Origin of the sequence: Jidongwangia harbinensis (assembly GCF_020216025.1) — a bacterium.
GTDB classification, from domain to species: domain Bacteria; phylum Actinomycetota; class Actinomycetes; order Mycobacteriales; family Micromonosporaceae; genus Actinoplanes; species Actinoplanes harbinensis.
In genome coordinates this window covers 231,590-254,563 of the sequence record NZ_JAIWNC010000003.1, presented here as the reverse complement: position 1 = coordinate 254,563, position 22,974 = coordinate 231,590, and the positions used below count along the sequence as shown (strand labels likewise).

10 protein-coding genes, 2 pseudogenes and 1 riboswitch are annotated in these 22,974 nt (G+C 71.3%); of the genes and pseudogenes, 9 read left to right on the top strand and 3 right to left on the bottom strand.

Annotation, left to right across the window (positions count from 1 at the left end; translation table 11 throughout):
• Nucleotides 1-168: 168 nt before the first annotated feature.
• The 4 genes from LDL48_RS05920 to leuS all read left to right on the top strand — a co-directional run bounded on the left by LDL48_RS05920 (nt 169) and on the right by leuS (nt 13,136).
• Complete coding sequence (locus LDL48_RS05920; RefSeq protein ID WP_225253964.1) at nt 169-3,036, top strand: M36 family metallopeptidase; 2,868 nt, start codon at nt 169-171, stop codon at nt 3,034-3,036.
• A gap of 1,267 nt (nt 3,037-4,303) precedes the next feature.
• The gene (locus LDL48_RS05915) at nt 4,304-7,156 is read left to right on the top strand and encodes a M36 family metallopeptidase (RefSeq protein ID WP_225253963.1); all 2,853 of its coding nucleotides are present in this window, start codon (nt 4,304-4,306) and stop codon (nt 7,154-7,156) included.
• A gap of 192 nt (nt 7,157-7,348) precedes the next feature.
• Nucleotides 7,349-10,129 carry a M36 family metallopeptidase gene (locus LDL48_RS05910; RefSeq protein WP_225253962.1) on the top strand — a complete coding sequence of 927 codons (2,781 nt, stop codon included), beginning with the start codon at nt 7,349-7,351 and terminating at the stop codon, nt 10,127-10,129.
• Nucleotides 10,130-10,331: 202 nt separating this feature from the next.
• The gene (gene leuS, locus LDL48_RS05905; protein WP_372472046.1) at nt 10,332-13,136 is read left to right on the top strand and encodes a leucine--tRNA ligase; all 2,805 of its coding nucleotides are present in this window, start codon (nt 10,332-10,334) and stop codon (nt 13,134-13,136) included.
• Between the two features lie 109 nt (nt 13,137-13,245).
• Here leuS and LDL48_RS05900 read toward each other — a convergent pair whose 3' ends face one another.
• Genes LDL48_RS05900 through LDL48_RS05890 form a run of 3 tightly spaced genes read right to left on the bottom strand, consistent with a single transcriptional unit; the run spans nt 13,246 to nt 15,980 of the window.
• A complete protein-coding gene (locus LDL48_RS05900) occupies nt 13,246-13,992 on the bottom strand; it encodes a TVP38/TMEM64 family protein (RefSeq protein WP_225253960.1) in 747 nt (248 codons plus the stop codon).
• A 44-nt stretch (nt 13,993-14,036) separates the two neighbouring features.
• A complete protein-coding gene (locus tag LDL48_RS05895) occupies nt 14,037-14,750 on the bottom strand; it encodes a type 1 glutamine amidotransferase (RefSeq protein ID WP_225253959.1) in 714 nt (237 codons plus the stop codon).
• Between the two features lie 9 nt (nt 14,751-14,759).
• Entirely contained in the window at nt 14,760-15,980 is a 1,221-nt protein-coding gene (locus LDL48_RS05890; RefSeq protein ID WP_225254131.1) for a MurT ligase domain-containing protein, read from the bottom strand.
• Between the two features lie 428 nt (nt 15,981-16,408).
• Nucleotides 16,409-16,585: riboswitch (cyclic di-AMP (ydaO/yuaA leader) on the top strand.
• Between the two features lie 6 nt (nt 16,586-16,591).
• Between LDL48_RS05890 and LDL48_RS05885 the strand changes: the two genes are divergently transcribed.
• The 5 genes and pseudogenes from LDL48_RS05885 (at nt 16,592) to LDL48_RS05865 (ending at nt 22,971) form a co-directional block, all read left to right on the top strand.
• Nucleotides 16,592-17,395 (top strand): C40 family peptidase, encoded by an 804-nt coding sequence (locus tag LDL48_RS05885; protein ID WP_225253958.1) that lies wholly within the window; start codon nt 16,592-16,594, stop codon nt 17,393-17,395.
• 387 nt (nt 17,396-17,782) lie between these two features.
• Nucleotides 17,783-18,214 carry a division/cell wall cluster transcriptional repressor MraZ gene (gene mraZ / locus LDL48_RS05880; RefSeq protein ID WP_225253957.1) on the top strand — a complete coding sequence of 144 codons (432 nt, stop codon included), beginning with the start codon at nt 17,783-17,785 and terminating at the stop codon, nt 18,212-18,214.
• 226 nt (nt 18,215-18,440) lie between these two features.
• Nucleotides 18,441-19,388, top strand: a pseudogene (gene rsmH, locus LDL48_RS05875) (16S rRNA (cytosine(1402)-N(4))-methyltransferase RsmH); the annotation flags it as partial.
• Nucleotides 19,389-19,509: 121 nt separating this feature from the next.
• Nucleotides 19,510-20,142: pseudogene (gene ftsL, locus LDL48_RS05870) on the top strand (cell division protein FtsL); the annotation flags it as partial.
• Between the two features lie 225 nt (nt 20,143-20,367).
• A complete protein-coding gene (locus tag LDL48_RS05865; protein WP_225253956.1) occupies nt 20,368-22,971 on the top strand; it encodes a peptidoglycan D,D-transpeptidase FtsI family protein in 2,604 nt (867 codons plus the stop codon).
• The last annotated feature ends 3 nt before the right edge of the window (nt 22,972-22,974 follow it).

The window sequence follows — 22,974 nt, the reverse complement described above, 5'->3', positions numbered from 1 at the left end:
CAACCGGACACGGATCTCAGATAGGTAAAGAAAAAGATATCGATCTAGTTACCTGAACGGATGCTGAGCACCATCAGCCCTCACGGGCCACAGATGTGGGGGTGGCCCCGGCACGGGGACCAAGGGCTTCGCGCGGGGGTCGTCCGGACCCGGCCGAGAGGGGCCTGAATGAAACCGTTGTCCGTGCCGCCGGGAACCCGGCGGTTGGGGGCGGCCGTGGCGGGCGTCGTACTGCTGGCGGGGCTGCTCCCCGCGCAGGCGAACGCCGCGCCGGAACCCGCCGAGATCGCTCGCCAGACCGCCCGGGACGCCCAGGGCGAGGGTCCCGCGAACTACGACTCGCGTGACTCGATCCAGGTGCCGCCCGCCGCCGCGGCGGCCCGGCGGGCGGCCGCCGCCGCCCGGCCCGGCAGCGCGGTCCGCGCGCTGCGCGACAAGCTCGGCGTCCAGGGCATCGTCGAGATCGACAAGGCCACCGGCACGCCGCGCCGGGTGGCCCGCACCGACGGCTTCCTGACCGCGAAGAGCAGCAAGAAGCCCGCCGCGGTCGCGCTCGACTACGTGCGGGCGAACACCGGCGTCTTCGGGCTGGACGCCGCCGCCGTCGACGGCCTGGTCCTGCGCAAGGACTACGTCGACGTCGAGGGCACCCACCACCTCAGTTTCGTACAGACCGTGGACGGCGTGACGGTTTTCGGCAACGGACTCAAGGCGCACGTCGCCGACGACGGCCGGCTGATCCAGATCGACGGCGCGCCGCTGGCCGCGCTGCCCGCCGCACCCGGCACGGCGAAGCTCACCGCGGCCAAGGCCCGCGAGGCCGCCGTGGCGGACGTCTTCGGCGACTCCACCGCCAAGGTCAGGGGCGCGGCCTCCGGGGCCGCCCGGACCACCACGTTCACCGACGGCGGCAACGCCAAGCTGGTGATGTTCCAGACCGCCGCGGGCCCGCGCCTCGCCTGGCAGGTCATCGCGGTGGACGAGGGCTACATCCACGTCGTCGACGCCGCCGAGGGCACCGTGCTGTTCCGGCAGAGCACCGTCGCGCACGACACCGGCAAGGCGTTCCCGAACTACCCGGGCGCACCGGCCGGCGGCACCCAGCGGACGGTCAACCTCACCCGGTGGCTGCCGGTCGGCTCGCCGAAGCTGTCCGGCAATGTCGCGCACGTCTACAGCGACGTGAACGACGACAACGAGCCGAACCCGGCCGAAGAGGTCGCGCCGAAGGCGAAGCGCAACTTCGAGTACCCGTTCACCGACTTCACCGCGCAGGCGGCGGAGACCGGCTGCACGGCGCAGTTCAAGTGCTCGTGGGACCCGAAGGAGCCGTACTCCTGGCGGGTCAACCGGGCACAGAACGCGGTCCAGATGTACTACTTCCTCGGCACCTTCCACGATCACCTGCGGAACCGCCCGATCGGCTTCACCCGGGCGGCCGGCAACTTCGAGGCGGTCGACGGCGACGCCGTGCAGGGCGAGGCCATGGACGGCGCGGACGTCGCGGAGGGCCTGCCGGACGCCGACCACGACAACAACGCCAACATGAACACCCCGCCGGACGGCATCCCGCCGCGGATGCAGATGTACCTGTTCCGCGAGCCGTTCATCGCCGGCAACTCCGGCGACGAGGCGGCCATCGTCTACCACGAGTACGGCCACGGCCTGTCCAACCGGCTGGTGACCGACGCGAACGGGCTCTCCACCCTGGGTGACATCCAGGGCCGCGCGATGGGCGAGGCCTGGAGCGACTGGTACGCCATGGACTACCTGGTCGACGAGGGCCTGGAGCGGGACACCCGCGCGGTCGGCGACGTCCTGGTCGGCAAGTACGTCACGGCCGGCGGCAGCATCCGCTACCAGGCCCTGGACTGCCCGGTCGGCAGCACCGCGGAGAACTGTGCCGGCTCGCCCGGCTCCGGCGCCGGCGGCTTCACCTACGGCGACTTCGGCCGGATCTACCCGGGCGGCGTCGAGGAGCACGCCGACGGCGAGATCTGGACCCAGACGTTGTGGGACCTGCGCAAGGCGGTCGGCAGCGCGAAGGCCCAGTCGCTGATCACCCGGGGCATGGAACTGGCGCCGGCCAACCCGTCGTTCCTGGACATGCGCAACTCGATCCTCCAGGCCGACCTGGTGGTCAACGACGGCAAGCAGCAGAAGAACCTCTGGAAGATCTTCGCGGCCCGGGGCATGGGCTACTTCGCCGCGGCGCTCGACGGCGACGACGCGGAGCCGGCCGAGGACTTCTCGCTGCCGCCGGCGGCCGGCACGCCGCGGGGCACGCTCACCGGCACGGTCACCGACGCCGACACCGGCGCTCCGGCGGCCGGCGTGCAGGTCGGTTTCGGCGGGCACGCCTCCGGCTTCGCCGGCGACTACGCCGACACCACGGACGCCGACGGTACGTACACCATCACCGGCATCATCCCGGGCACGTACGCCAAGGTCTTCGCCCGCGGTGCCGGATACGACCCGAAGTCGCTGACCCTGTCCATCGCGTCCCGGACCCAGTCGCAGAACTGGGCGTTGCGCCGGGACTGGGCCGCGATCAGCGGCGGCAGCGACGTGGTCAGCTTCACCGGGCCGGACTACTCGGAGTACGGGTGCGGGCCGGCGCAGCTCTTCGACCAGTCGCAGTCCGCGGGCTGGGGTTCGGACGTGGCACCGGAGGGCCAGAACGTGGTGGTCCAGCTGCCGGTCGCCGTCGACATCGCCGAAGTGGTGATCAACCCGTCCGCCACGTGTGGTGACGACCCGACGGCCTCGACCAGCCGGTACCGGGTGGAGACCTCCGGCGACGGCACCACCTGGACGGTCGGGGCCGAGGGCGCGTTCCCGAACGGCACGGTCACGCCGACCACGGTCCCGCTGAGCGAGGGCAGCCGGAGTGACGTGGCGTTCCTGCGCTACACCATGCTGACCACGCAGGGGCAGGACGCGGGCCTCTGCCCGGCCGGTCAGCCGCCGACCGTGAGCGGCTGCCTGTACCTGGACTCGACGGAACTCGCCGTGTACGGCGCCGCGTCCAGCTGACCGACCCCCTCCGACACCGGTCGCCGCCACGCGCGGCGGCCGGTGTCGTTCTTTCCTGGAACATCCCAGTGACGTGATCTCAGCAAAGACCGGGATCTCGTGGTCCTGCGACGAGTCGTCTTGAGCAACGATGACCGGTCCGGACCGCTGATGCGCGCGGATCTCGGAGCAACGGCAGATCTTGGACGCTTTGGCAGATCTTGGAGGCGGTGGCAGATCTTGGAGGCGGGCGGCCCCCAGGAGGGCGTTTCCGCTCCAAGATTTGACCAAGCCTCCAAGATCTGCGGGAAGGCCGACCGAAATATCGCTTAAATCGGTCCAATGCAATGCGGGGTGATCAGTAGATGTCCGGTCGGCCGGCGACCGCCATGCCGCCGGACGCCCCGGTGAGCCGCGCGTCTGCGTCTGCGGCTGCGCCGCGCGTCTGCGTCTGCGGCTGCGCCGCGCGTCTGCGTCTGCGGCTGCGCCGCGCGTCTGCGACTGCGCGCCTGCGCGACGGGTGCTCCGAATAACCACGGTCGTGTCCCCGTGGCGCGCGCTGATGTCCATCTGCTGCCAAGGCACCGTCGGGGGCCTGCGAGTCGCCGGAGTTCTTCGAGACCAGTTGCGCCAGGCCGACGTGTCCAAAAGACGGCATTCGTGCGCTCGGATCTCGGAGGCTCGGGCGGTTCTGGTCCGGAAGCGGGTGACCGTCTCGGCAATGGTGCCGGGTTCAGGCAGAAGGTCACGCAACTAAGCGAATCGTCAACCATCGCTGTCCGACATTTGGCCTTGTCCCGGCTTGCGGCTAGTCCAACGCACACTTTGCCCGCTATGCGGCCTTGTTCCGATGAGATCTTGGAGGCTTGAGCGAACCTTGGAGCTGCAACGCCCCCATAGGGGCCAGAGCACTCCAAGATCTGCCCAAGCCTCCAAGATCTGCCCAAGCCTCCAAGATCTGCCGGGGTCTCCAAGGTCTACCGGGGCCTCCGAGATCTTGTCGTGCGCCTCCAAGATCCTTTTCACCATCGCCGGCGGCGTGCAGCGCCCCGGTGGTTGGAAGCGAACGCGCCCGCGGAGCGTCCCGCTGCGATCACATCGATGGAATTAGACGCCTCTGCAAATAGATGGCAGTGCCGTTTCTCCGGGTGTTTGTGACACGACGCTGACCTGCCCGAAACGCAATTTCCGCCGAATGTCTCGGGTGCATAAAGAAAGAGACATCGAGCTGGTTACCTCCCTCGATATTGCCCGATGATCTTGCGGCAACGATCCGAAAGGGACCAGCATGAATCGAAAGACCGTACGCAGCCGGCGGTGGTGGGCGGCCGCCGCCGGTGCCGTACTCGTCGCGGGCCTCGTGCCCGCGGACGCGGTCGCCGCGCCGGAACCCGGTGGGGCGCCCGACAAGCAGGGTAAGCAGGCGCAGAAAAGGGAGCGCCCGAAGAACTACGACGCACGCGACGCCATCGCGGTGCAGCCGGCCGGCGAGACCCGGCGCGCCCTGTCCGACGCCCTGCGGTCCGGATCGCCTGTGCGCGACCTGCGCGCGAAGCTCGGCGTCCAGGGGATCGTCGACATCGACCGGTCCACCGGTACGGCGCGCCGGGTCGCCCGGCTGGACGGGTTCCTGACCGGGCCCACCGAGAAGGCGCCGGCCACCGTGGCCCTCGACTACGTCAAGGCGCACCCGGAGGTGTTCGGGCTCGCCGCGGCGGAGGTGGCGAACCTGACCCTGCGCAAGGACTACGTCGACGTCGACGGCACGCACCACCTGAGCTTCACGCAGAGCGTGGACGGTGTGCCGGTGTTCGGCAACGGGTTGAAGGCCCACGTGACCTCCGGCGGCCGGCTGGTGCAGGTGGACGGTTCGCCGTTGGCCGCGCTGCCGGCGTCGACGGGCAGCGTCGGGATCAGCGCGGCCCAGGCCCACCGGGCCGCCGTCGCGGACGTGTCCGGTACGTCCACCGCCACGGTCGAGCGTTCCGCCGGAAACGCGGTACGGGACACCTCGTTCACCGACGGCAGCGACGCCAAGCTGGTGCTGTTCCAGACCGTGGCCGGGCCCCGGCTCGCCTGGCAGACGCTGGTCCCGGGCGAGGGGTACCTGCACGTGGTGGACGCCGCGGACGGCAAGGTGCTGTACCGCCAGGATCTGGTGGCGGCGGACCACGCCCAGGTCTGGCAGAACTACCCGGGCGCGCCGCAGGGCGGCACCCAGGTCAACGCCAACCTCAACAAGTGGCTGCCGCTGAACGCGCCCCGGCTGGAGGGCAACGTCGCACACGTCTGGTCCGACCTGGACGACGACGACGTCGCGGACCCGGCGGAGGAGATCGCGCCGGCCGGCAGGCGCAGCTTCGACTACCCGTTCACCGACTTCAGCGCGGACGTCGGCGAGCCGTGCTCGGCGCAGTACCAGTGCTCCTGGGACGTCCTCAACGCGTACTCCTGGCGGACCAACCGCGAGCAGAACGCGGCCCAGCTGTACTGGTTCCTCGGCACCTTCCACGACCACCTGGCGGCCGAGCCGATCGGCTTCACCCGCGAGGCCGGCAACTTCGAGGCGGTCGACGGCGACGCGATCCAGGCGCACTCAATCGACGGTGCGGAGACCGCGTTCGGCGCTCCCGACCCCGACCACGAGAACAACGCCAACATGTACACGCCGCCGGACGGCACCGCGCCGACCATGCAGATGTACCTGTTCCGCAACGGCGGCAGCGTGATCGCCGGCAACTCCGGCGACAGCGCGGACATCGTCTACCACGAGTACGGCCACGGCCTGTCGAACCGCCTGGTGGTGGACGCCCACGGGCTGTCCGGGCTGAACGAGTACCAGCCGGGCGCGATGGGCGAGGCGTGGAGCGACTGGTACGCGATGGACTACCTGGTCGCCAAGGGACTCGAGGAGGACACCGCCGCGGAGGGCGACGTCCTGGTCGGCAAGTACCTGCTCACCGGCGGGACGATCCGTACCCAGGGCATCGACTGCCCGGTGGGCAGCACCTCCGCGGCCTGCCCCGGCACGCCCGGGGCCGGTCCGGGCGGCTACACGTACGGCGACATCGGCAAGATCTACCCCTTCGGCCCCGCGATCCACGACGACGGGGAGGTCTGGGCGCAGACGCTGTGGGACCTGCGGACCGCGATCGGCAGCAAGAAGGCGCAGAAGCTGATCACCCGGGCCATGGAGCTGTCGCCGGTCGAGCCGTCGTTCCTGGACATGCGGAACTCGATCCTGCAGGCCGACCTGGTGGTCAACGAGGGCAAGCAGCAGAAGAAGATCTGGAAGATCTTCGCCGAACGGGGCATGGGCTTCTTCGCCGCCTCTCAGGGCGGCGGGGACTTCGCCCCGGCCGAGGACTTCCGCGTGCCGCCGCCGGCGAACTCGCCCACCGGCACGCTCAGCGGCACGGTGACCGACGCGGACACCGGAGCGCCGGCGGCCGGCGTCACGGTCGGTTTCTTGGGCCACGCCAGCGGGTTCGGCGGCGACTACTCGGCGGTGACCGGCGCGGACGGTTCGTACACCATCAGCGGCATCCTGCCCGGCACGTACCCGCAGGTGTTCGCCCGTGGCGCCGGCTACGACCCGAAGGGAAGCGGCATCTCGATCTCCGCGGGTGAGCGGCGGCTGGACTGGCAGCTGCGCCGCGACTGGGCCGGCGCGTCCGGCGGCGCCAAGCTGGCGTCCGCCACCGGCCCGGACTACACCCAGTACGGGTGCGGCCCGGCCCGGCTGATCGACCAGTCGGACGGGACCGGCTGGGGCTCGGAGGTCGCCCAGGCCGGACAGCAGGCGGTGATCGAGCTGCCGGCGGCAGTGGACGTCCGCGAGCTGGTGATCAACCCGTCCGCGGTCTGCGGCGATGACATCACCGCCTCGACCGGCCGCTACCGGGTGGAGACCTCGCCGGACAAGGCCACCTGGACCGTGGCGGCGAGCGGCGTGTTCCCCAGGGGTACGGCCACCGCCACCCCCGTCCCGCTGACCGCGGGCACGGCCGGGGTCCGGTACGTGCGGTACACGATGCTCACCTCGCAGGCCCAGGACGCCGGGATCTGTCCGGGCCCGTTCAACGGGTGCAAGTACGTGGACAGCGCCGAACTGTCCGTCTACGGCGCGAAGACGAGCTGACCACGCCGAACCTGGGCGTTCGAGGTATAGCCAGCTGTACCTCGAACGCCCAGGTGGCGGTATTTCCCCGCATCCATCGGGCTCATAGCCTCCTCGCGCGGCGTGCGGCCGGACCGCGCCCGTCCGAAAGGGAGGACCATGAATCGGGAAACCGTACGAGGCCGACGGTGGTGTGCAGCCGCCGTCGGCGCCGTGCTGGTCGCGGGTCTCGCCCCCGTGGAAGCGCTCGCCGTCCCGGAACCCGGTGGCCCGGCCCGGGACGCGCAGGAGAAGAGGGTGCACGAGCGGGAACGGCGGAAGAACTACGACGCGCGGGACGCCATCGCGGCGCGGCCGGCCGACGACGCGCGGCGGCCCGGCTCGGCCGTGCGCAATCTCCGCGCGAAGCTCGGCGTGCAGGGAGTCGTCGACGTCGACGAGTCCACCGGTACGCCGCGCCGGGTGGCCCGGCTGGACGGATTCCTGACCGGGCCCAGTGACAAGGCGCCGGCCACCGTGGCGCTCGACTACGTCAAGGCGCATCCGGGGGTGTTCGGGCTCGCCGCGGCGGAGGTGGCGAACCTGACCCTGCGCAAGGACTACGTCGACGTGGAGGGCACGCACCACCTGAGTTTCACGCAGAGTGTGGACGGTGTGCCGGTGTTCGGCAACGGGTTGAAGGCCCACGTCACCTCCGACGGCGAACTCGTTCAGGTGGACGGCTCGCCGTTGCCCGCACTGCCGGCGTCGCCGGGCACCGCCGGGATCGGCGCGGAGCAGGCCCGCAGGTCCGCCGTAGCGGACGTGTTCGGCGAGTCCACGGCCACGGTCGAGCGGTCGGCCGGGAACGCGGTGCGGGAGACGTCGTTCAGTGACGGTGGCGAGGCGGAGCTGGTGGTGTTCCAGACCGCGGCCGGGCCGAGACTGGCGTGGCAGACGCTGGTGCCGGAGGAGGGTTTCCGGCACGTGGTGGACGCCGCGGACGGCAAGGTGCTGTACCGCCAGGACCTGGCGTTCGCGGACCACGGCCAGGTCTGGGAGAACCACCCGGGGGCGCCGCGGGGCGGTACCCAGAAGCCCGTGAACCTGAACAAGTGGCTGCCGGTGAACGCGCCGAAGCTTTCCGGCAACGTCGCGCATGTCTGGTCCGACGTGGACGACGACCTGGTCGCGGACCCGGCGGAGGAGATCGCGCCGTCCGGCAAGCGCAGCTTCGACTACCCGTTCACCGACTTCAGCGCCGCGGTCGGGGCGCCCTGTTCGGCGCAGACCCCGTGCTCCTGGGATCCGAAGGTGCCGTACTCCTGGCGGACCAACCGTGAGCAGAACGCGGTCCAGCTGTTCTGGTTCGCCGGCACCTTCCATGACCACCTGAAGGCGGAGCCGATCGGCTTCACCCGGGAGGCCGGCAACTTCGAGGCGGTGGACGGCGACGCCCTCCAGGTTCACGCGCTCGCCGGCGCGGACACCGCCTCCGGTGGACCCAGCCCGAAACATCAGAACAACGCCTACATCATGCTGCCCCGGGACGGCATCCCACCGATCATCAGGCTGTTCCTCTACACCAACGACGACCGCCGGATCGCCGGCAACGCCGGCGACAGCGCGGACGTCTTCTACCACGAGTACACCCACGGACTGTCCGGCCGTCTGGTCGTGGACGCGACAGGGTTCATGGCGCTGAACCATTTCCAGTCGCGGGCGATGGCGGAGGGGATCGCCGACTGGTACGCACTGGACTACCTGGTCGCCAAGGATCTGGAGCGGGACAGCGCCGCGGACGGCGACATCCGGCACGGCAAGTACCTCAAGTCCGGCGGGAGCATCCGTACCCAGGGCATCGACTGCCCGGTGGGGAGCATCGCCGCCGCGTGCCCCGGCACGCCCGGGGCCGGGCCGGGCGGCTACACCTACGGCGACATCCCCAAGATGTACGCCGAAGGGCTGCGGGAGCACGACGCCGGGGAGATCTGGGCGCAGACGCTGTGGGATCTGCGGACCGCGATCGGCAGCAAGAAGGCACAGCAGCTGATCACCCGGGCCCACGAGTTGTCGCCGGTCGAGCCGTCGTTCGTGGACATGCGTAACTCCATCCTGCAGGCCGACCTGGTGGTCAACGACGGCAAGCTGCAGAAGAAGATCTGGCAGGTCTTCGCCAAGCGGGGGATGGGCTTCTTCGCCACCGCGCTCAGTGGCGCCGACACCGCGCCCGCCGAGGACTTCAGCGTGCCGCCGCCGGCGGACGCGCCCACCGCCACGCTCAGCGGCACGGTGACCGACGCGGACAGCGGCGTGCCGATCGCCGGCGTCACGGTCGGCTTCCTGGGCCACGCGACCGGGTTCGGCGGCGGCTACTCCGCGGTGACCGGCGCGGACGGCTCGTACACCATCGCCGGCATCGTGCCCGGCACGTACCGTCAGGTGTTCGCCCGCGGCAACGACTACGATCCGCAGGAGCAGAGCCTGACGATCGCCGCCGGCGACCAGCGGCTGGACTGGCGGCTGCGGCGGGACTGGGCCGGTGCGCCCCGAGGTGCCACGGTGGTGTCCGCCACCGGGCCGGACTTCACGGAGTTCGGGTGCGGCGTGGACCGGCTGATCGACCAGTCGGACGAGACCGGCTGGGGCTCCGGCACGGCCGACGGCGGTCATCGGGCGGTGATCGAGCTGTCCGCGGCGGTGCACATCCGGACGCTGGAGATCAACCCGGCCGCGGTCTGCGGTGACGACGTCACCTCCTCGACCGGTCACTACCGGGTGGAGACCTCGCCGGACAACACCACCTGGACGGTCGCGGCGACCGGCGCGTTCCCGAACGGTACGGCCACGACCACCGTCGTTCCGCTGACCGCCGGCACCACCGGGGTCCGCTACGTGCGGTACACCATGCTCACCTCGCAGGCCCAGGACGCCGGGATCTGCCCGGGGGAGTTCACCGGATGCGAGTTCCTGGACAGCGCCGAACTGTCCGTCTACGGAGACAAGGCGAACTGATAGCGATCCGATACCGGTCGCCGCCGAGTGGCGGCGACCGGTATCATGCACGCATGGCCCGGTCCTTCCTGCTTCTTAGCCGGCCGTGCTGAGTACCTGACCTCCGGGTCGGACCAGCACGGCGCCCCTCCGCGTGAGGGGCTTTTTTGTGTCCAGAAGCAGGCCGAATCCGAGCCGCCTACCTGATGACGAGATGGTGAAGATGAGCGAGTCCGAGGCCCCGCGCTTCCGCTACACCGCCGAGCTGGCCGGCGAGATCGAAACGCGCTGGCAGGCGTACTGGGCGGACCACGGCACCTTCCACGCACCCAACCCGACCGGCGATCTGGCCGACCCGGCACACCCGCGGAGCGGCGCGCCGAAGCTGCACGTGCAGGACATGTTCCCGTACCCGTCCGGGTCCGGCCTGCACGTCGGCCACCCGCTGGGCTACATCGGCACCGACTGCTACACCCGGTACAAGCGGATGGCCGGCTACAACGTGCTGCACCCGATGGGCTTCGACGCTTTCGGGCTGCCCGCCGAGCAGTACGCGGTGCAGACCGGCACCCACCCGCGCACCACCACCGAGGCGAACGTGCAGCGGTACCGCGCCCAGCTGCGCCGCCTGGGCATGGCGTACGACGAGCGCCGGTCGTTCTCCACCACCGACCCGGAGTACTACCGCTGGACCCAGTGGATCTTCCTGCAGATCTTCAACTCCTGGTTCGACCGGGCCGCGGGCCGGGCCCGCCCGATCGACGACCTGGTCGCCGAGTTCGCCGCCGGCACCCGGGAGACCCCGGACGGCCGCCCGTGGGCCGAGCTGTCCGCGGTCGAGCGCCGCAAGGTGGTCGACGGCCACCGGCTGGCGTACGTCAGCGAGGCCCCGGTCAACTGGTGCCCCGGGCTGGGCACGGTGCTGGCCAACGAGGAGGTCACCCCGGACGGCCGCAGCGAGCGCGGCAACTTCCCGGTCTTCCAGCGCAGCCTGGAGCAGTGGAAGATGCGGATCACCGAGTACGGCGACCGCCTGGTCGACGACCTGGAGTACCTGGACTGGCCGGAGCCGGTCAAGCTGATGCAGCGCAACTGGATCGGCCGGTCCCGGGGCGCGAACGTCGACTTCCCGGTGCAGGACGACGTCATCCCGGTGTTCACCACCCGCCCGGACACGCTGTTCGGCGCCACCTACATGGTGCTGGCGCCGGAGCACGCGCTGGTCACCCGGATCACGCCCGAGGCGTGGCCGGCCGGGACGAAGGACGCCTGGACCGGCGGGCACGCGACGCCCGCCGAGGCGGTCGCCGCGTACCGCACCGCCGCCGCGGCCAAGACCGAGGAGGAGCGGACCGCCGACGGCAAGGTGAAGACCGGCGTGTTCACCGGCGCGTACGCCACCAACCCGGTCAACGGCGCCCGCATCCCGGTGTTCATCGCCGACTACGTGCTGGCCGGCTACGGCACCGGCGCGATCATGGCAGTGCCCGGCCAGGACGCCCGGGACTGGGCGTTCGCCGAGGTCTTCGAGCTGCCGATCATCCGTACCGTGGCGGCTCCTGAGGGGTTCGAGGGCGCCTTCACCGGCGACGGGCCGGCGATCAACAGCGACTGGCTGGACGGCAAGGACGTCGCCGAGGCCAAGGCCGCCATGATCGCCTGGCTGGAGGAACACGGCCACGGCCGCGGCGCGACCACCTACCGGCTGCGCGACTGGCTGTTCAGCCGGCAGCGCTACTGGGGCGAGCCGTTCCCGATCGTGTACGACGAGACCGGCCTGCCGGTGGCGCTGCCCGAGTCGATGCTGCCGGTGGTCCTGCCGGACGTGGACGACTTCTCGCCGCGCACGTTCGACCCGGACGACGCGGACACCGAGCCGGAGACGCCGCTGTCCCGCAAGAAGGACTGGGTGGAGGTGGAACTGGACCTGGGCGACGGTCGCAAGACCTACACCCGGGAGACCAACACCATGCCGCAGTGGGCCGGCTCCTGCTGGTACGAACTGCGCTACCTGGACCCGGAGAACAACAAGGCACTGGTCGACCCGGAGAACGAGGCGTACTGGATGGGTCCGCAGCGCCCCGGCGACTGCGGGGGCGTCGACCTGTACGTCGGCGGCGTCGAGCATGCGGTGCTGCACCTGCTGTACGCCCGGTTCTGGCACAAGGTGCTGTTCGACCTGGGTCACATCTCGTCGTTCGAGCCGTTCCGGAAGCTGTTCAACCAGGGCTACATCCAGGCGTACGCGTACCGCGACGCCCGCGGGGTTCTGGTGCCGGCCGAAGAGGTCGTGGAGCGCGACGGCAGGTACTTCCACGGCGACACGCCGGTGGCCCGGGAGTACGGCAAGATGGGCAAGTCGCTGAAGAACGTGGTCACCCCCGACGAGATGTGCGACCAGTACGGCGCCGACACGTTCCGGGTGTACGAGATGGCGATGGGCCCGCTGGACGTGTCCCGCCCCTGGGACACCCGCGCCGTGGTCGGGTCGCAGCGCTTCCTGCAGCGGGTCTGGCGCCTGGTGGTCGACGAGGAGACCGCCACCGTCCGGGTCACCGACGAACCGCTGGACGTCAAGACCCGGCGCGCCCTGCACCGCGTCATCGACGGCGTGCGCGGCGACCTGGACGAGCTGCGGTTCAACACGGCGATCGCCAAGCTGATCGAGCTGACCAACGTGCTGACCCCGCTGCCGACCGCGTCCCGTGAGGCGGTCGAGCCGCTGGTGCTGATGCTGGCGCCGTTCGCCCCGCACCTGGCCGAGGAGCTGTGGGCGAGGCTGGGGCACGGTGACACGCTGGCGTACGCGACCTTCCCGGAGGCCGACCCAGCACAGCTGGTGGCCGAGTCGATCACCTACCCGGTGCAGGTGAACGGCAAGGTCCGCGGGCGGGTCGAGGTCGCCCCCGACACCGCCCAGGACGAGGTACGCGCGGCGGCGCTGGCGGCGGTGGCCGAGGCGCTGGCCGGGCGGGACCCGAAGAAGGTGATCGTGGTGCCCGGCCGCCTGGTCAGCGTCGTCGTCTGACGCCTGCCCGCACCGGAACGGCCCGTCGCACCCGCGGCGGGCCGTGGTGGGCACCGGCGGGTGCGGCGTGGTGGATCAGGCGGCGTGGCGGATCAGGCGGCGTGCTGGATCAGGCGGGGACCGCGGTGGCGTCGCGGCGTGCCGCGCGGCGCCAGCGGACCACGATCGTGGTGGTCAGCGTGAAGCCGATCAGGGCCGGCGCCAGCGTCAGCGGGTTCATCTCGCCGGGTGCGGCCACCGCGGCGCCGATGACCGCGTAGGTCACCGCGGACGGGATGGACGCCAGCGTGGTGCCGAGCAGGTAGCGCTTGCGGCACACGCTCGTCGTGCCGTAGGCGTAGCCGACCAGGCCGAACGGCGCCAGCGGCAGGAACCGGACCAGCAGCACCGCGGACAGCCCGCGCCGGTTGAGCCAGCCGTCCAGGCGGTGCATCCGGCCGCCGGCCCGGGCGCCGAGGGCTCCCCGGCCGGCCCAACGGCCGGCGTAGTAGGTGGCCACCGCGGCGATCACGGCGGCGGCCAGGGCGGTGGCCGCGCCCGTCGCGGCACCGAGCAGGGCGCCGCAGGCCAGGGTGATGGCGGTGCGGGGGACCAGGACCGACAGCAGCAGGCCGCCGACCACCGCGACGGCGACCGCGGCGGCGGGGCCGAGTGCCACCACGGCGTGGGCGATCTCGCGCAGCGGCAGCACGCCGGCGACGGCGGCGAGCGAGCCGACCCCGAGGGCCAGGATGCCGAACCGGACGAACCGTCGCTTCCAGCTCATCGGGGCGTCCGGAGCGGCGGGAGCGGGTGAGACGGCAGCCTGAGGGTCCGCGCGGTGGATGGCCGGCGAGGCGATCAGGATGTCAGTCATACAGGCGTACCGCCCCAATGTCGTCGGTTCGGGATCGTGCCGGTTCACGCGGCGCCGGCGGCGGCGAGCCGTTCGGCCCGCAGCTTGTCGGACCAGGTGTCGTCCAGGGGAGCAAGACTATCCGCGCCGGTCGCCCAACGCAGTAGCAGATCGGCTATCGCTGGGTTGCGGGCCAGCACCGGTCCGTGCGCGTAGCTGCCGAGGATCTTGCCGCGCCAGGCGCCCTCGGTGTGCCCGTCGTTGCCGAACCCGGCGGTGACCAGGGCGAGCGGCGCCACGCCCGGTCCCAGCCGGGTACGCCCGCCGTGGTTCTCGAAGCCGGTCAGTGGTGGCAGTCCCAGCCGCGGGTCGACGTCGCCGCTGAGTTCGCCGACCACCCGGGTCCCGGTGCGGTCCGAGGTGACGTCGAGCAGGTCCAGGCCGGGGCACTGGGCGCCCTTCGCATGGAAAGAGGTGCCGAGCAGTTGGTACCCGGCGCAGACGGCGAGCACCGCGGCGCCCTGGTTGACGGCGCGGAGCAGGTTGCCGTCGGCGGTGAGGCGCTGCGCCGCGAGGGCCTGCGGGCCGTCCTCGCCGCCACCGACGAGATAGATGTCGGCGGTGGCCGGCAGCGGCTCGTCGGAGCGCACCAGCATGGGCTCGACCGCGATGCCGCGCCGCTCGGCCCGGTGCGCCAGGACCAGCATGTTGCCCCGGTCGCCGTACGTGGAGAGCAGGTCCGGGTAGATCCAGACGATGCCCAGTGCGCTCTCGCTCATGTGCCGACCTCAGTTGACACGGTCCAGCTCCGTTCGGATGTCCTGGAAGGCCGTGTAATTGGCGATCACCTCGAGGCGGCCGGGCGGAGTGGCCTGGATCGCCTCACTGAAGGTACCGACGTACCGGAACGGCACATCGTTCACGTCCAGCCGGACCGCGAGGTCGTACGCCCGGTCGCCGGTGATCAGCACCATCCGGTCGCGCAGCGGGGAGAAGTCGACGTCGTAGAGCCAGGAGGTGTCGAAACCGTCCGCGATGCGGGCGTTGATGGACAGCAGCGTGGGGGCCGGCTCGGCCATGTCGAACGCCTCCAGCCAGCTGGCCGGGTTCTTGGCGAGCAGCAGCCGGATGGTGCGGCCGTCGCGCTCGACCTTGGCGTACCGGCCGGCGACCGAGGCGACCGTGGCGAGGCGGGGGACGGCCTCGAGCGGGCGTACCCCGAACTCGGCGGCCGTGGCCAGCGCGGCGGCCGCGTTGCCCAGATTCACCTGCCCCGGCAGCTGCAGCCGGATCAGGTGCCAGTCGCCGCGGGGGTCGGTGACGCCGTCGTCCTCCACGGTCCACTGGGCCGGCGGGCGGCGCAGCGCGCAGCCGGTGCACCACCACTGGGCGCCGTCGCGTTCGATGCCGGAGCCGCACCCGGGGCACACCCAGGAGTCGTCGAGCCAGCGCTGCCCGGGGCTGAACCAGGTGAGGTGCGTGGTGTGCATCGCGGCCCAGACCACCATCGGGTCGTCCGCGTTGGCCACCACGTGGATCTCCGGGTGGGCGGCGAAGACGGTGCGCCACATCTGCGCCATCATCGCCACCTCCTCGGTCCGGTCCAGCTGGTCGCGGCTGAGGTTGAGCAGCGACACGACGTGCGGGTGCGTCTCCTCGATGACCCGGGCCAGATAGTGTTCGTCGACCTCGAGCACCGCGAACGGGGTGACGCCGGCCCCGGCCAGCGCGGACGTGTGGCCGGAGGGCATGTTCGCGCCGAACGAGTTGCTGGCCACCGGGCCCCGGGCGCTGAGGGCCGCCGCGGCCAGCCGGGTCGTGGTGGTCTTGCCGTTGGTGCCGGAGACGAGGGCGATGGCGCGGCCGGCCGAGAGGTTCCGCAGCAGATCGGGGTCGATCTTCAGCCCCAGCCATCCGCCGATGACCGCGCCGTCTCCGCGGCCGGCGGCCCGGGAGAGCGCAGCCGCGGTCCGCGACACCGAGGTGGCGACCTTGGCGCGCAGGGGCATCTTGCCATCCGTCACGCGAGCGAGGGTACCGGAACCGGACGTAACGACCGGTTTTCCTCTCGCCCCGAAATAGACGCGTGTCGGCACGTCGCCGGTTGTCCGATTTATGACCCTGGAGTCCTTTGTGGGGATGTCTGGGCGGGCTGGGACTCGCCCGAGGTCGCGCTGCGTACAGATATTTGTGTGTTGTGTTTCACTGATTGTTATCGACGCCTCGTGATCGAGCCGATACGCATTGCCTCGGCATTCTTCGCGACTAGCGTGCAAACCGGACAGACGTCCATGTGCCAATTACTGTGAGTAATAAGGTGGGGGGCTGCGGCGTATCCGGATCTGCGTTATCAAGGTCTGGCCGCGAGCGACCGCTCCCGGCTCGTGTCACACCGGCCACGCCGAGCCCTGCCCCGGCCGAGCGGCACGACCCGAGTTGCGAATGACCACTAAGGCATGTGGGGGCAGGGACGGGGGACCCAGATTCGGTCCATCGACGCGTCGGCCGCTTCGGCGGTGGATGTGTGGACCTTGGGGTGAAGCCGCTCCCGCGGCCGGGCAACCTTCCCGCCCGAACCCGACAGCTAACCTCGCAGGCGTGCCGGAGGGATATCTCTACCGTGCACGAACGCAGTTCGAGCCGTCGCCGTCGTCTCGGCACCGGCAGCATCGCACTGTCCCTGGGTCTCTGCCTCTGTGCCGGCCAGCTGGTCGGCACCCCGGCGAGCGCCGCACCGACCACCACCGCCGTCCAGGCGGCTGCGGCGGCCGCGGCGACCCCACAGATCAACACCAAGGTCAGCACCAAGAAGCTCGCGTACGGCAAGAAGGTCCGGATCAAGATCACGCTCCGGGACCGCAAGACCGGCAAGGCCGTCAGCAAGGGTGTCGTCCGGTTCCAGGCGCTGCGCAAGAACAAGTGGCAAACCTGGACCAACAAGAAGGTGCCGGCCAGCGGCAACCTGAGCTACGACGCCAAGCCGCTGGTGAGTGGCTACTTCCGCGTGTACTACGTGGGCACCGGCAACCTCAAGTCGGTCGGTAGCAAGAAGGTGTATGTGAGTGTCGTGAACAGCGGCACCAAGATCATTTCTGAGGCGAACAAGCACGTCGGTGCGCTGTACAAGTACGGCGCGTCCGGGCCGAAGCGGTTCGACTGCTCCGGGTTCACCAAGTACGTCTACAAGAAGGCGGCGGGCCGCAAGCTCCCGCACAAGGCGAACTCGCAGCAGAAGTACGGCAAGAAGATCGCCAAGAGCAAGAAGCAGGTCGGCGATCTGATCATCATTCGGTCCGGCTCGTACGGATACCACGCCGGGATCTACGCCGGCGGGAACAAGTTCTACGACTCGCCGCGCTCCGGCAAGCGGGTCTCGAAGCGGAAGATCTTCAGCAGCAACTACGTGGTTCGTCGTCTGGTCTGACGCACCGGCCACCGCCTGACGAAGGAGCGTGCCCCCTCGGGGTCACGCTCCTTCGTCGTTTTCTTCCTCCATTTCCCCCCACCTTTGCCTTCCGGAACGCTCGCGGGCCCGTTTCGGCGAGAGTTTCCTGCCCGCCTGGGCGGCTTGTCGGAAACAGGACCGGGTCTGGGGCGCTTGCGCCCTCCACTTCGCGCCCAACGCTCTGAACTGCACTTTCATCCGCGAATCCGCTTCGCAGACGCCTCCATTCCGGTTGCGGGTGGAGGGAAGTGGAGTAGAGTGGAGCGCAGTGGCAGGGCCGAACCGGGGCGAGTGGCCCCCGAGGGAACTGCCGGCCCGAGCAGACAGGCGGACCGCGAACCGCCGAGGGGCAAGGGGGTGACGCCGGTGTTTCTCGGCACGCACACCCCGCGCCTCGACGACAAGGGCCGGCTGATCCTTCCGGCGAAGTTCCGGGACGAGTTGGCGGGAGGTGTCGTGATCACCAAAGGGCAGGAGCGTTGCCTGTACGTCTTCCCGATGCCGGAGTTCCAGCGGATCGCGGGGCAGCTGCGCGAGCAACCGGTCACCCACAAGGCCGCCCGGGCGTACAGCCGGGTGTTCTTCGCGAGTGCGCACGACGAGGTTCCCGACAAGCAGGGCCGGGTGACCATCCCGGCGCATCTGCGGGAGTACGCGGCGCTCAACCGCGAACTCGTGGTGATCGGGGCGAGCACGCGGGTGGAGATCTGGGACAAGCAGTCCTGGGAGCAGTACCTCTCGGCGAGCGAGGACGACTTCGCCGACATCGAGGAGGGGGTGCTGCCCGGCGGACTGTGAGGCGTGCACCGGGTGGGCCGTGCGTTCGGCCCGGACGTCGCTGCCGCTGTACTGCGAGATCTCCAGCCGCTCGCGCTCCTGGCGCCTCTTCCCCGGCGCCAGGCGCGTTGCCCGCCGGCACGGGCATGAGCGGATGGGGATCTGGCGGTACGGACGGACGACCGGGCCGACGGCACAGAGTGGCCGGGTGGGTGCCGAATGAGCTTGGGCTATGGGGGTCGACAAGATGGGGGAGCTGCGCGGCACACACGTGCCGGTGCTGCTCGAGCGCTGTCTCGAGCTGCTCGCTCCCGCATGTGAGCTGCCGGGTGCGGTGCACGTCGACTTCACGCTCGGGCTCGGCGGTCACGCCGAGGCGTTCCTGGACCGGTTTCCGGACCTGGTCCTGATCGGACTCGACCGGGACCAGGAGGCGCTGGCGCACTCCCGGCACCGGCTGGCCCGCTTCGCGGACCGTACGCACCTGGTGCACGCGGTCTTCGACGAGCTGCCGGACGTGCTCGCCGACCTGGGTCACCCGGTGTTCCACAGTGGCCTGTTCGACCTGGGTGTCTCGTCGCTGCAACTCGACGAGCCCGACCGCGGGTTCGCCTACGCGCAGGACGCGCCGCTGGACATGCGGATGGACCAGTCGCAGGGGGTCACGGCCGAGGAGGTCGTGAACACCTACGAACCGGGCGAACTGGTCCGGGTACTGCGGGTGTACGGCGAGGAACGGTTCGCGACCCGGGTCGTCTCGGCGATCGTGAAGGAACGGAAGCAGGCGCGGATCACGTCGTCGGCACGGCTCGCGGACCTGGTCCGGGACGCAATCCCGGCCGCCGCGCGCCGAACGGGTGGAAATCCCGCGAAAAGAACGTTTCAGGCGCTACGTATTGAGGTAAATGGCGAACTCGCCGCGGTGGAGTCGGCCGTTCCGTCGGCGTTGGACTCCTTGGCCCCGAAAGGGCGCCTTGTGGTGATGAGCTACCAATCGTTGGAGGACCGGATCGTCAAGCGCGCCATCGCCGCGAGGGCGCGCAGCACCGGGCCGATCGACCTGCCGGTCGAGCTGCCCGGAACCGGACCGTCACTGCGGCTCCTGACCCGAGGGTCGGAGCCGCCCAGCGCGGCAGAGGTGGCGGCGAACCCGCGGGCGGCTTCGGTGAAGCTGCGCGCGGTGGAGCGCACCGAAGAACGGAAGTAGGCACGGCGCACACCGGCAGAGGGACCGCCCGCGAACGGTCCCGGATGCCGGCAACGCACGGGGGACGAGGGCGGTGACGCCCGGGGGAACAGCAGGAGGGGGAGGGGCTATGAGCGAGCGCACCCACGCTCCGCGGTCGGGGGGCCGGACCACGGAGCAGCGCAGCACGGCGGAGGCGCGTCGCCGCACCGGCACGGCCGAGCCCGGAAAGGCACGGGGGACCCGGGCCGGGACCGAGGACGCGGCCGAGTCGAGGAGCCCGCGGGGGGCGCGGGCCACGACCCGGGGCACGGCCGAATCCGGCACTGTGCGGGGGACGCGGGCCGCGACGCAGGGGACGGCCGCGCTCAAGCTCGACACCGCGACCGCCGAGCCGCTGCGGGTGACCGACACCGCGGCCACTGCGCCGCGGCTGCGGGTCGCGCCGCCCGCGCCGATCAGCGCACCGCGTGCGCCGTTCATCGCGGCGGTGATCGGACTGGTGATCGTCGGCGTGCTGGGCATCCTGATGATCAACACGAAGACCAACGAGAACTCCTTCGAGATCAGCCGGCTGCAGGACCAGAAGGCCGCGCTGGACACCCAGCAGCAGCAGTTGGAGAACCAGCTGGCCCGGTACGACAGCGTGGGCAACCTGGACGCGGCGGCGAAGCGGCTGGGCCTGGTCAAGGCGGACGCGCCGGCGTACATCCGGCTGCCCGACGGCAAGGTGATCGGCGTGCCGCGTCCGGGCACCGGCCAGCCGGCGGTGACCGCACCGGACACCGACGCGGCCGCCACCGGCCCGAACCGGACCGGCACCGCGCCGGACCGGCAGGGCCAGCAGGTCCAGCCGGGCGGCCGGGGCCAGCAGGTCCAGCCGGGTGGGCAGGTCCAGCAGGTCCAGCCGGGTGGGCAGGTCCAGCCGGAGAACCCGGCGGGCACGCCGGGTGAGACGATCACCGCGGGCGTCGGGGGATAGCCGCCGATGTCGCCGCGTGCCGACGAGCCACCGCGCCGGGGTCAACCACCCCGGCGCGGTGTTTCCCGTGAGGTTCCACCGGCCGAGGGCGACGGCGAGGACGACGCCGGCCGCGGTTTCGGCGGCATCTCCGACGCCCGGGCCTACACCCCGCGCGGCCGGACCGTCGCCGAGCGGGACCAGCGCACCCGGTCACCGCGCGCCGGCCGCACCACCGATCCGTTCCGACCGGCGCTGCAGGTGCTCGACGGCGGCCGGCGTACCGGAGACGACCCGGAGCCGCCACGCCGCGGCGGCCGCACCGACCGGGCCGGCCGGGCCGACCGAGCCGACCGAGCCGACCGAGCCGACCGGGCTGACCGGGCCAGCCGGGACGACCGAGCCGACCGGGCTGACCGGGCTGACCGAGCCGACCGGGCTGACCGGGCCGACCGGGCCGACCGGGCCGACCGGGCTGAGCGGGCTGAGCGGGACCCGCGCGGCGGCGCCGGCGCGGACCGCCGCACGCCCGCGCGCCGTACGGCCCGGGCCGCCCGGGAGGAACCGGACTACGACGACGATCCACCGCCGCGCCGTGGCGGCCGGTCGCAGACCGCGGAGCGGCAGGCGCGCCGGGACGACCGGGAACGCCCGGCCGAGCGGGCCCGCACCGGCGAGCGACAGGCGACCCGGGTCACCGCGGGCGCCGGCCGCCTGCGGTCGACCGGCGGTGGGCGTACCGAAGCGGGTGGCCGCACCGCCCGGGACCGCAAGGTGGCCGTCCCGCCCGCGCCCCGGCGCACCGCCGGCAGCCGGCCGGACCGGGCGGTCCCGCCGCCGCGGACCGGTGCCCGGCGGCCCGCGCCGACGGTCCCGGCCGAACCGCCGCGGCTCGCCAACAGCACGCGCCGGCTGCGCATCGGCACCGTGCTGGCGCTGATGCTGTTCGCCACCATCGGCGTGCGGCTGGTCGTGCTGCAGGCGGTGGAGTCGCCGGAGGCCGAGGAGAGCCTGCTCCGCCAGCGGGACTACCGGCTCACCAAGGTGGTGCTGCCGGCGCCGCGTGGCAGCATCGTCGACCGGGCCGGCGCCGTCCTGGCGCACAGCGTGGCGGCGCGTTACATCTACGCGGACCCGGAACTGGTGGAGAAGCCGCGGGAGGTGGCGGCGAAGCTGTCCCCGCTCCTCGGCGTGCCGCCCAGCAAGCTCCTGACGCTGATGGCCAAGAAGAAGCGGCCCGGCGGCACCCCGTCGCGGTTCGAGTACCTGGCCCGGGGCGTGGACCCCGGGGTGGCCGAGCGGATCGCCGCGATGAACCTGGCCGGCATCGGCCAGGACCGCGACGAGCGCCGCGACGTGCCCGGCGCCGACCTGGCCGCCAACCTGATCGGCTTCACCGGCGAGGACCACACCGGCCTGGAGGGCATGGAGGCACGGTACGACGACCTGTTGCGCGGCACCGACGGCATGCGGATCTTCGAGACCGGCAAGGGCCGGCTGGCCACCGAGATCCCGGGCCGCTACCACCGGGAGACGCCCGCCCAGCCGGGCACCTCGCTCCAGCTCACCATCGATCGCGACCTGCAGTTCGAGGTGCAGCGCATCCTGGGCGAGAAGATGGAGGCGGTCAAGGCGACGGTCGGCGGTGCGGTGGTGCTGGACGCGCGCACCGGGGAGGTGCTGGTCCAGGCCAGCTACCCGGCGTACAACGCGCAGAAGTGGTCCGACTACAAGCCCACCGTGCGCGAGGACGTGCCGACCAGCGTCATCACCGATCCCGGTTCGACGCACAAGGCGTTCATCATCGGCGCCGCCCTGCAGGAGGGCGTCATCCGGCCGGACACCGCGTTGCCGCTGGGCCGGGGCCTGATCCGGGGCGGTCACTCGTACTCCGACCACCACGAGGTGCCCAAGGGGAAGAAGACCACGATCGCCGGCCTGCTGACGTTCTCGTCCAACGTGGGCACCATCGTCGTCGCGGACCGGCTGGGCAAGGAGAAGGTGTACGAGTACCAGAAGAAGTTCGGCCTCGGCCGGGAGACCGGCGTCGGCATGCCCGGCGAGGCCTCCGGCAAGCTGCTGACCCCGGCCGAGTGGGGCGCCGCCGGGACCGCCTCGATCCCGATCGGGCACAGCATCGACGCCACCCTGATCCAGATGGCGGCCGGATACGGGGCCATCGCCAACGACGGTACGTACGTCCAGCCGCACCTGGTCAAGGCGACGCTCCCGCCGGGCGGGGCGCCGGTGCCCGCCCCGGCACCGGCCAGCCACCGGGTGCTCGATCCGGGCGTGGCGGCGCAGCTGCGCACGCTGATGGAGTCCGTGGTGGTCAGCAAGGGCGGCACCGGGGTGAAGGCCGCGGTGGACGGCTGGCGGGTGGCCGGCAAGACCGGCACCGGCAAGCGGCTGATCGAGGGGCGGTACACCAAGCACAACGCGGGCTCGTTCATCGGCATGGCGCCGGCCGAGGACCCGCGGTACGTGATCGCGGTCTCCGCCGACGTACCCACCGGCACCGGTGGGACGGTGGCCGCACCGGCCTTCCAGGAAATGATGAAGGCCACGCTCCTGCACTACCGGGTTCCGCCGTCGGCCACCGAGCCGCCCAAGTTCAAGCTGTTTTCCTGACGC

Coding starts and splice junctions, on each gene's coding strand:
- LDL48_RS05920 (WP_225253964.1), top strand. CDS start 169: ATGAAACCGTTGTCCGTGCCGCCGGGAACCCGGCGGTTGGGGGCGGCC.
- LDL48_RS05915 (WP_225253963.1), top strand. CDS start 4,304: ATGAATCGAAAGACCGTACGCAGCCGGCGGTGGTGGGCGGCCGCCGCC.
- leuS (WP_372472046.1), top strand. CDS start 10,332: ATGAGCGAGTCCGAGGCCCCGCGCTTCCGCTACACCGCCGAGCTGGCC.
- LDL48_RS05900 (WP_225253960.1), bottom strand. CDS start 13,992: ATGACTGACATCCTGATCGCCTCGCCGGCCATCCACCGCGCGGACCCT.
- LDL48_RS05895 (WP_225253959.1), bottom strand. CDS start 14,750: ATGAGCGAGAGCGCACTGGGCATCGTCTGGATCTACCCGGACCTGCTC.
- LDL48_RS05890 (WP_225254131.1), bottom strand. CDS start 15,980: ATGCCCCTGCGCGCCAAGGTCGCCACCTCGGTGTCGCGGACCGCGGCT.
- LDL48_RS05865 (WP_225253956.1), top strand. CDS start 20,368: ATGTCGCCGCGTGCCGACGAGCCACCGCGCCGGGGTCAACCACCCCGG.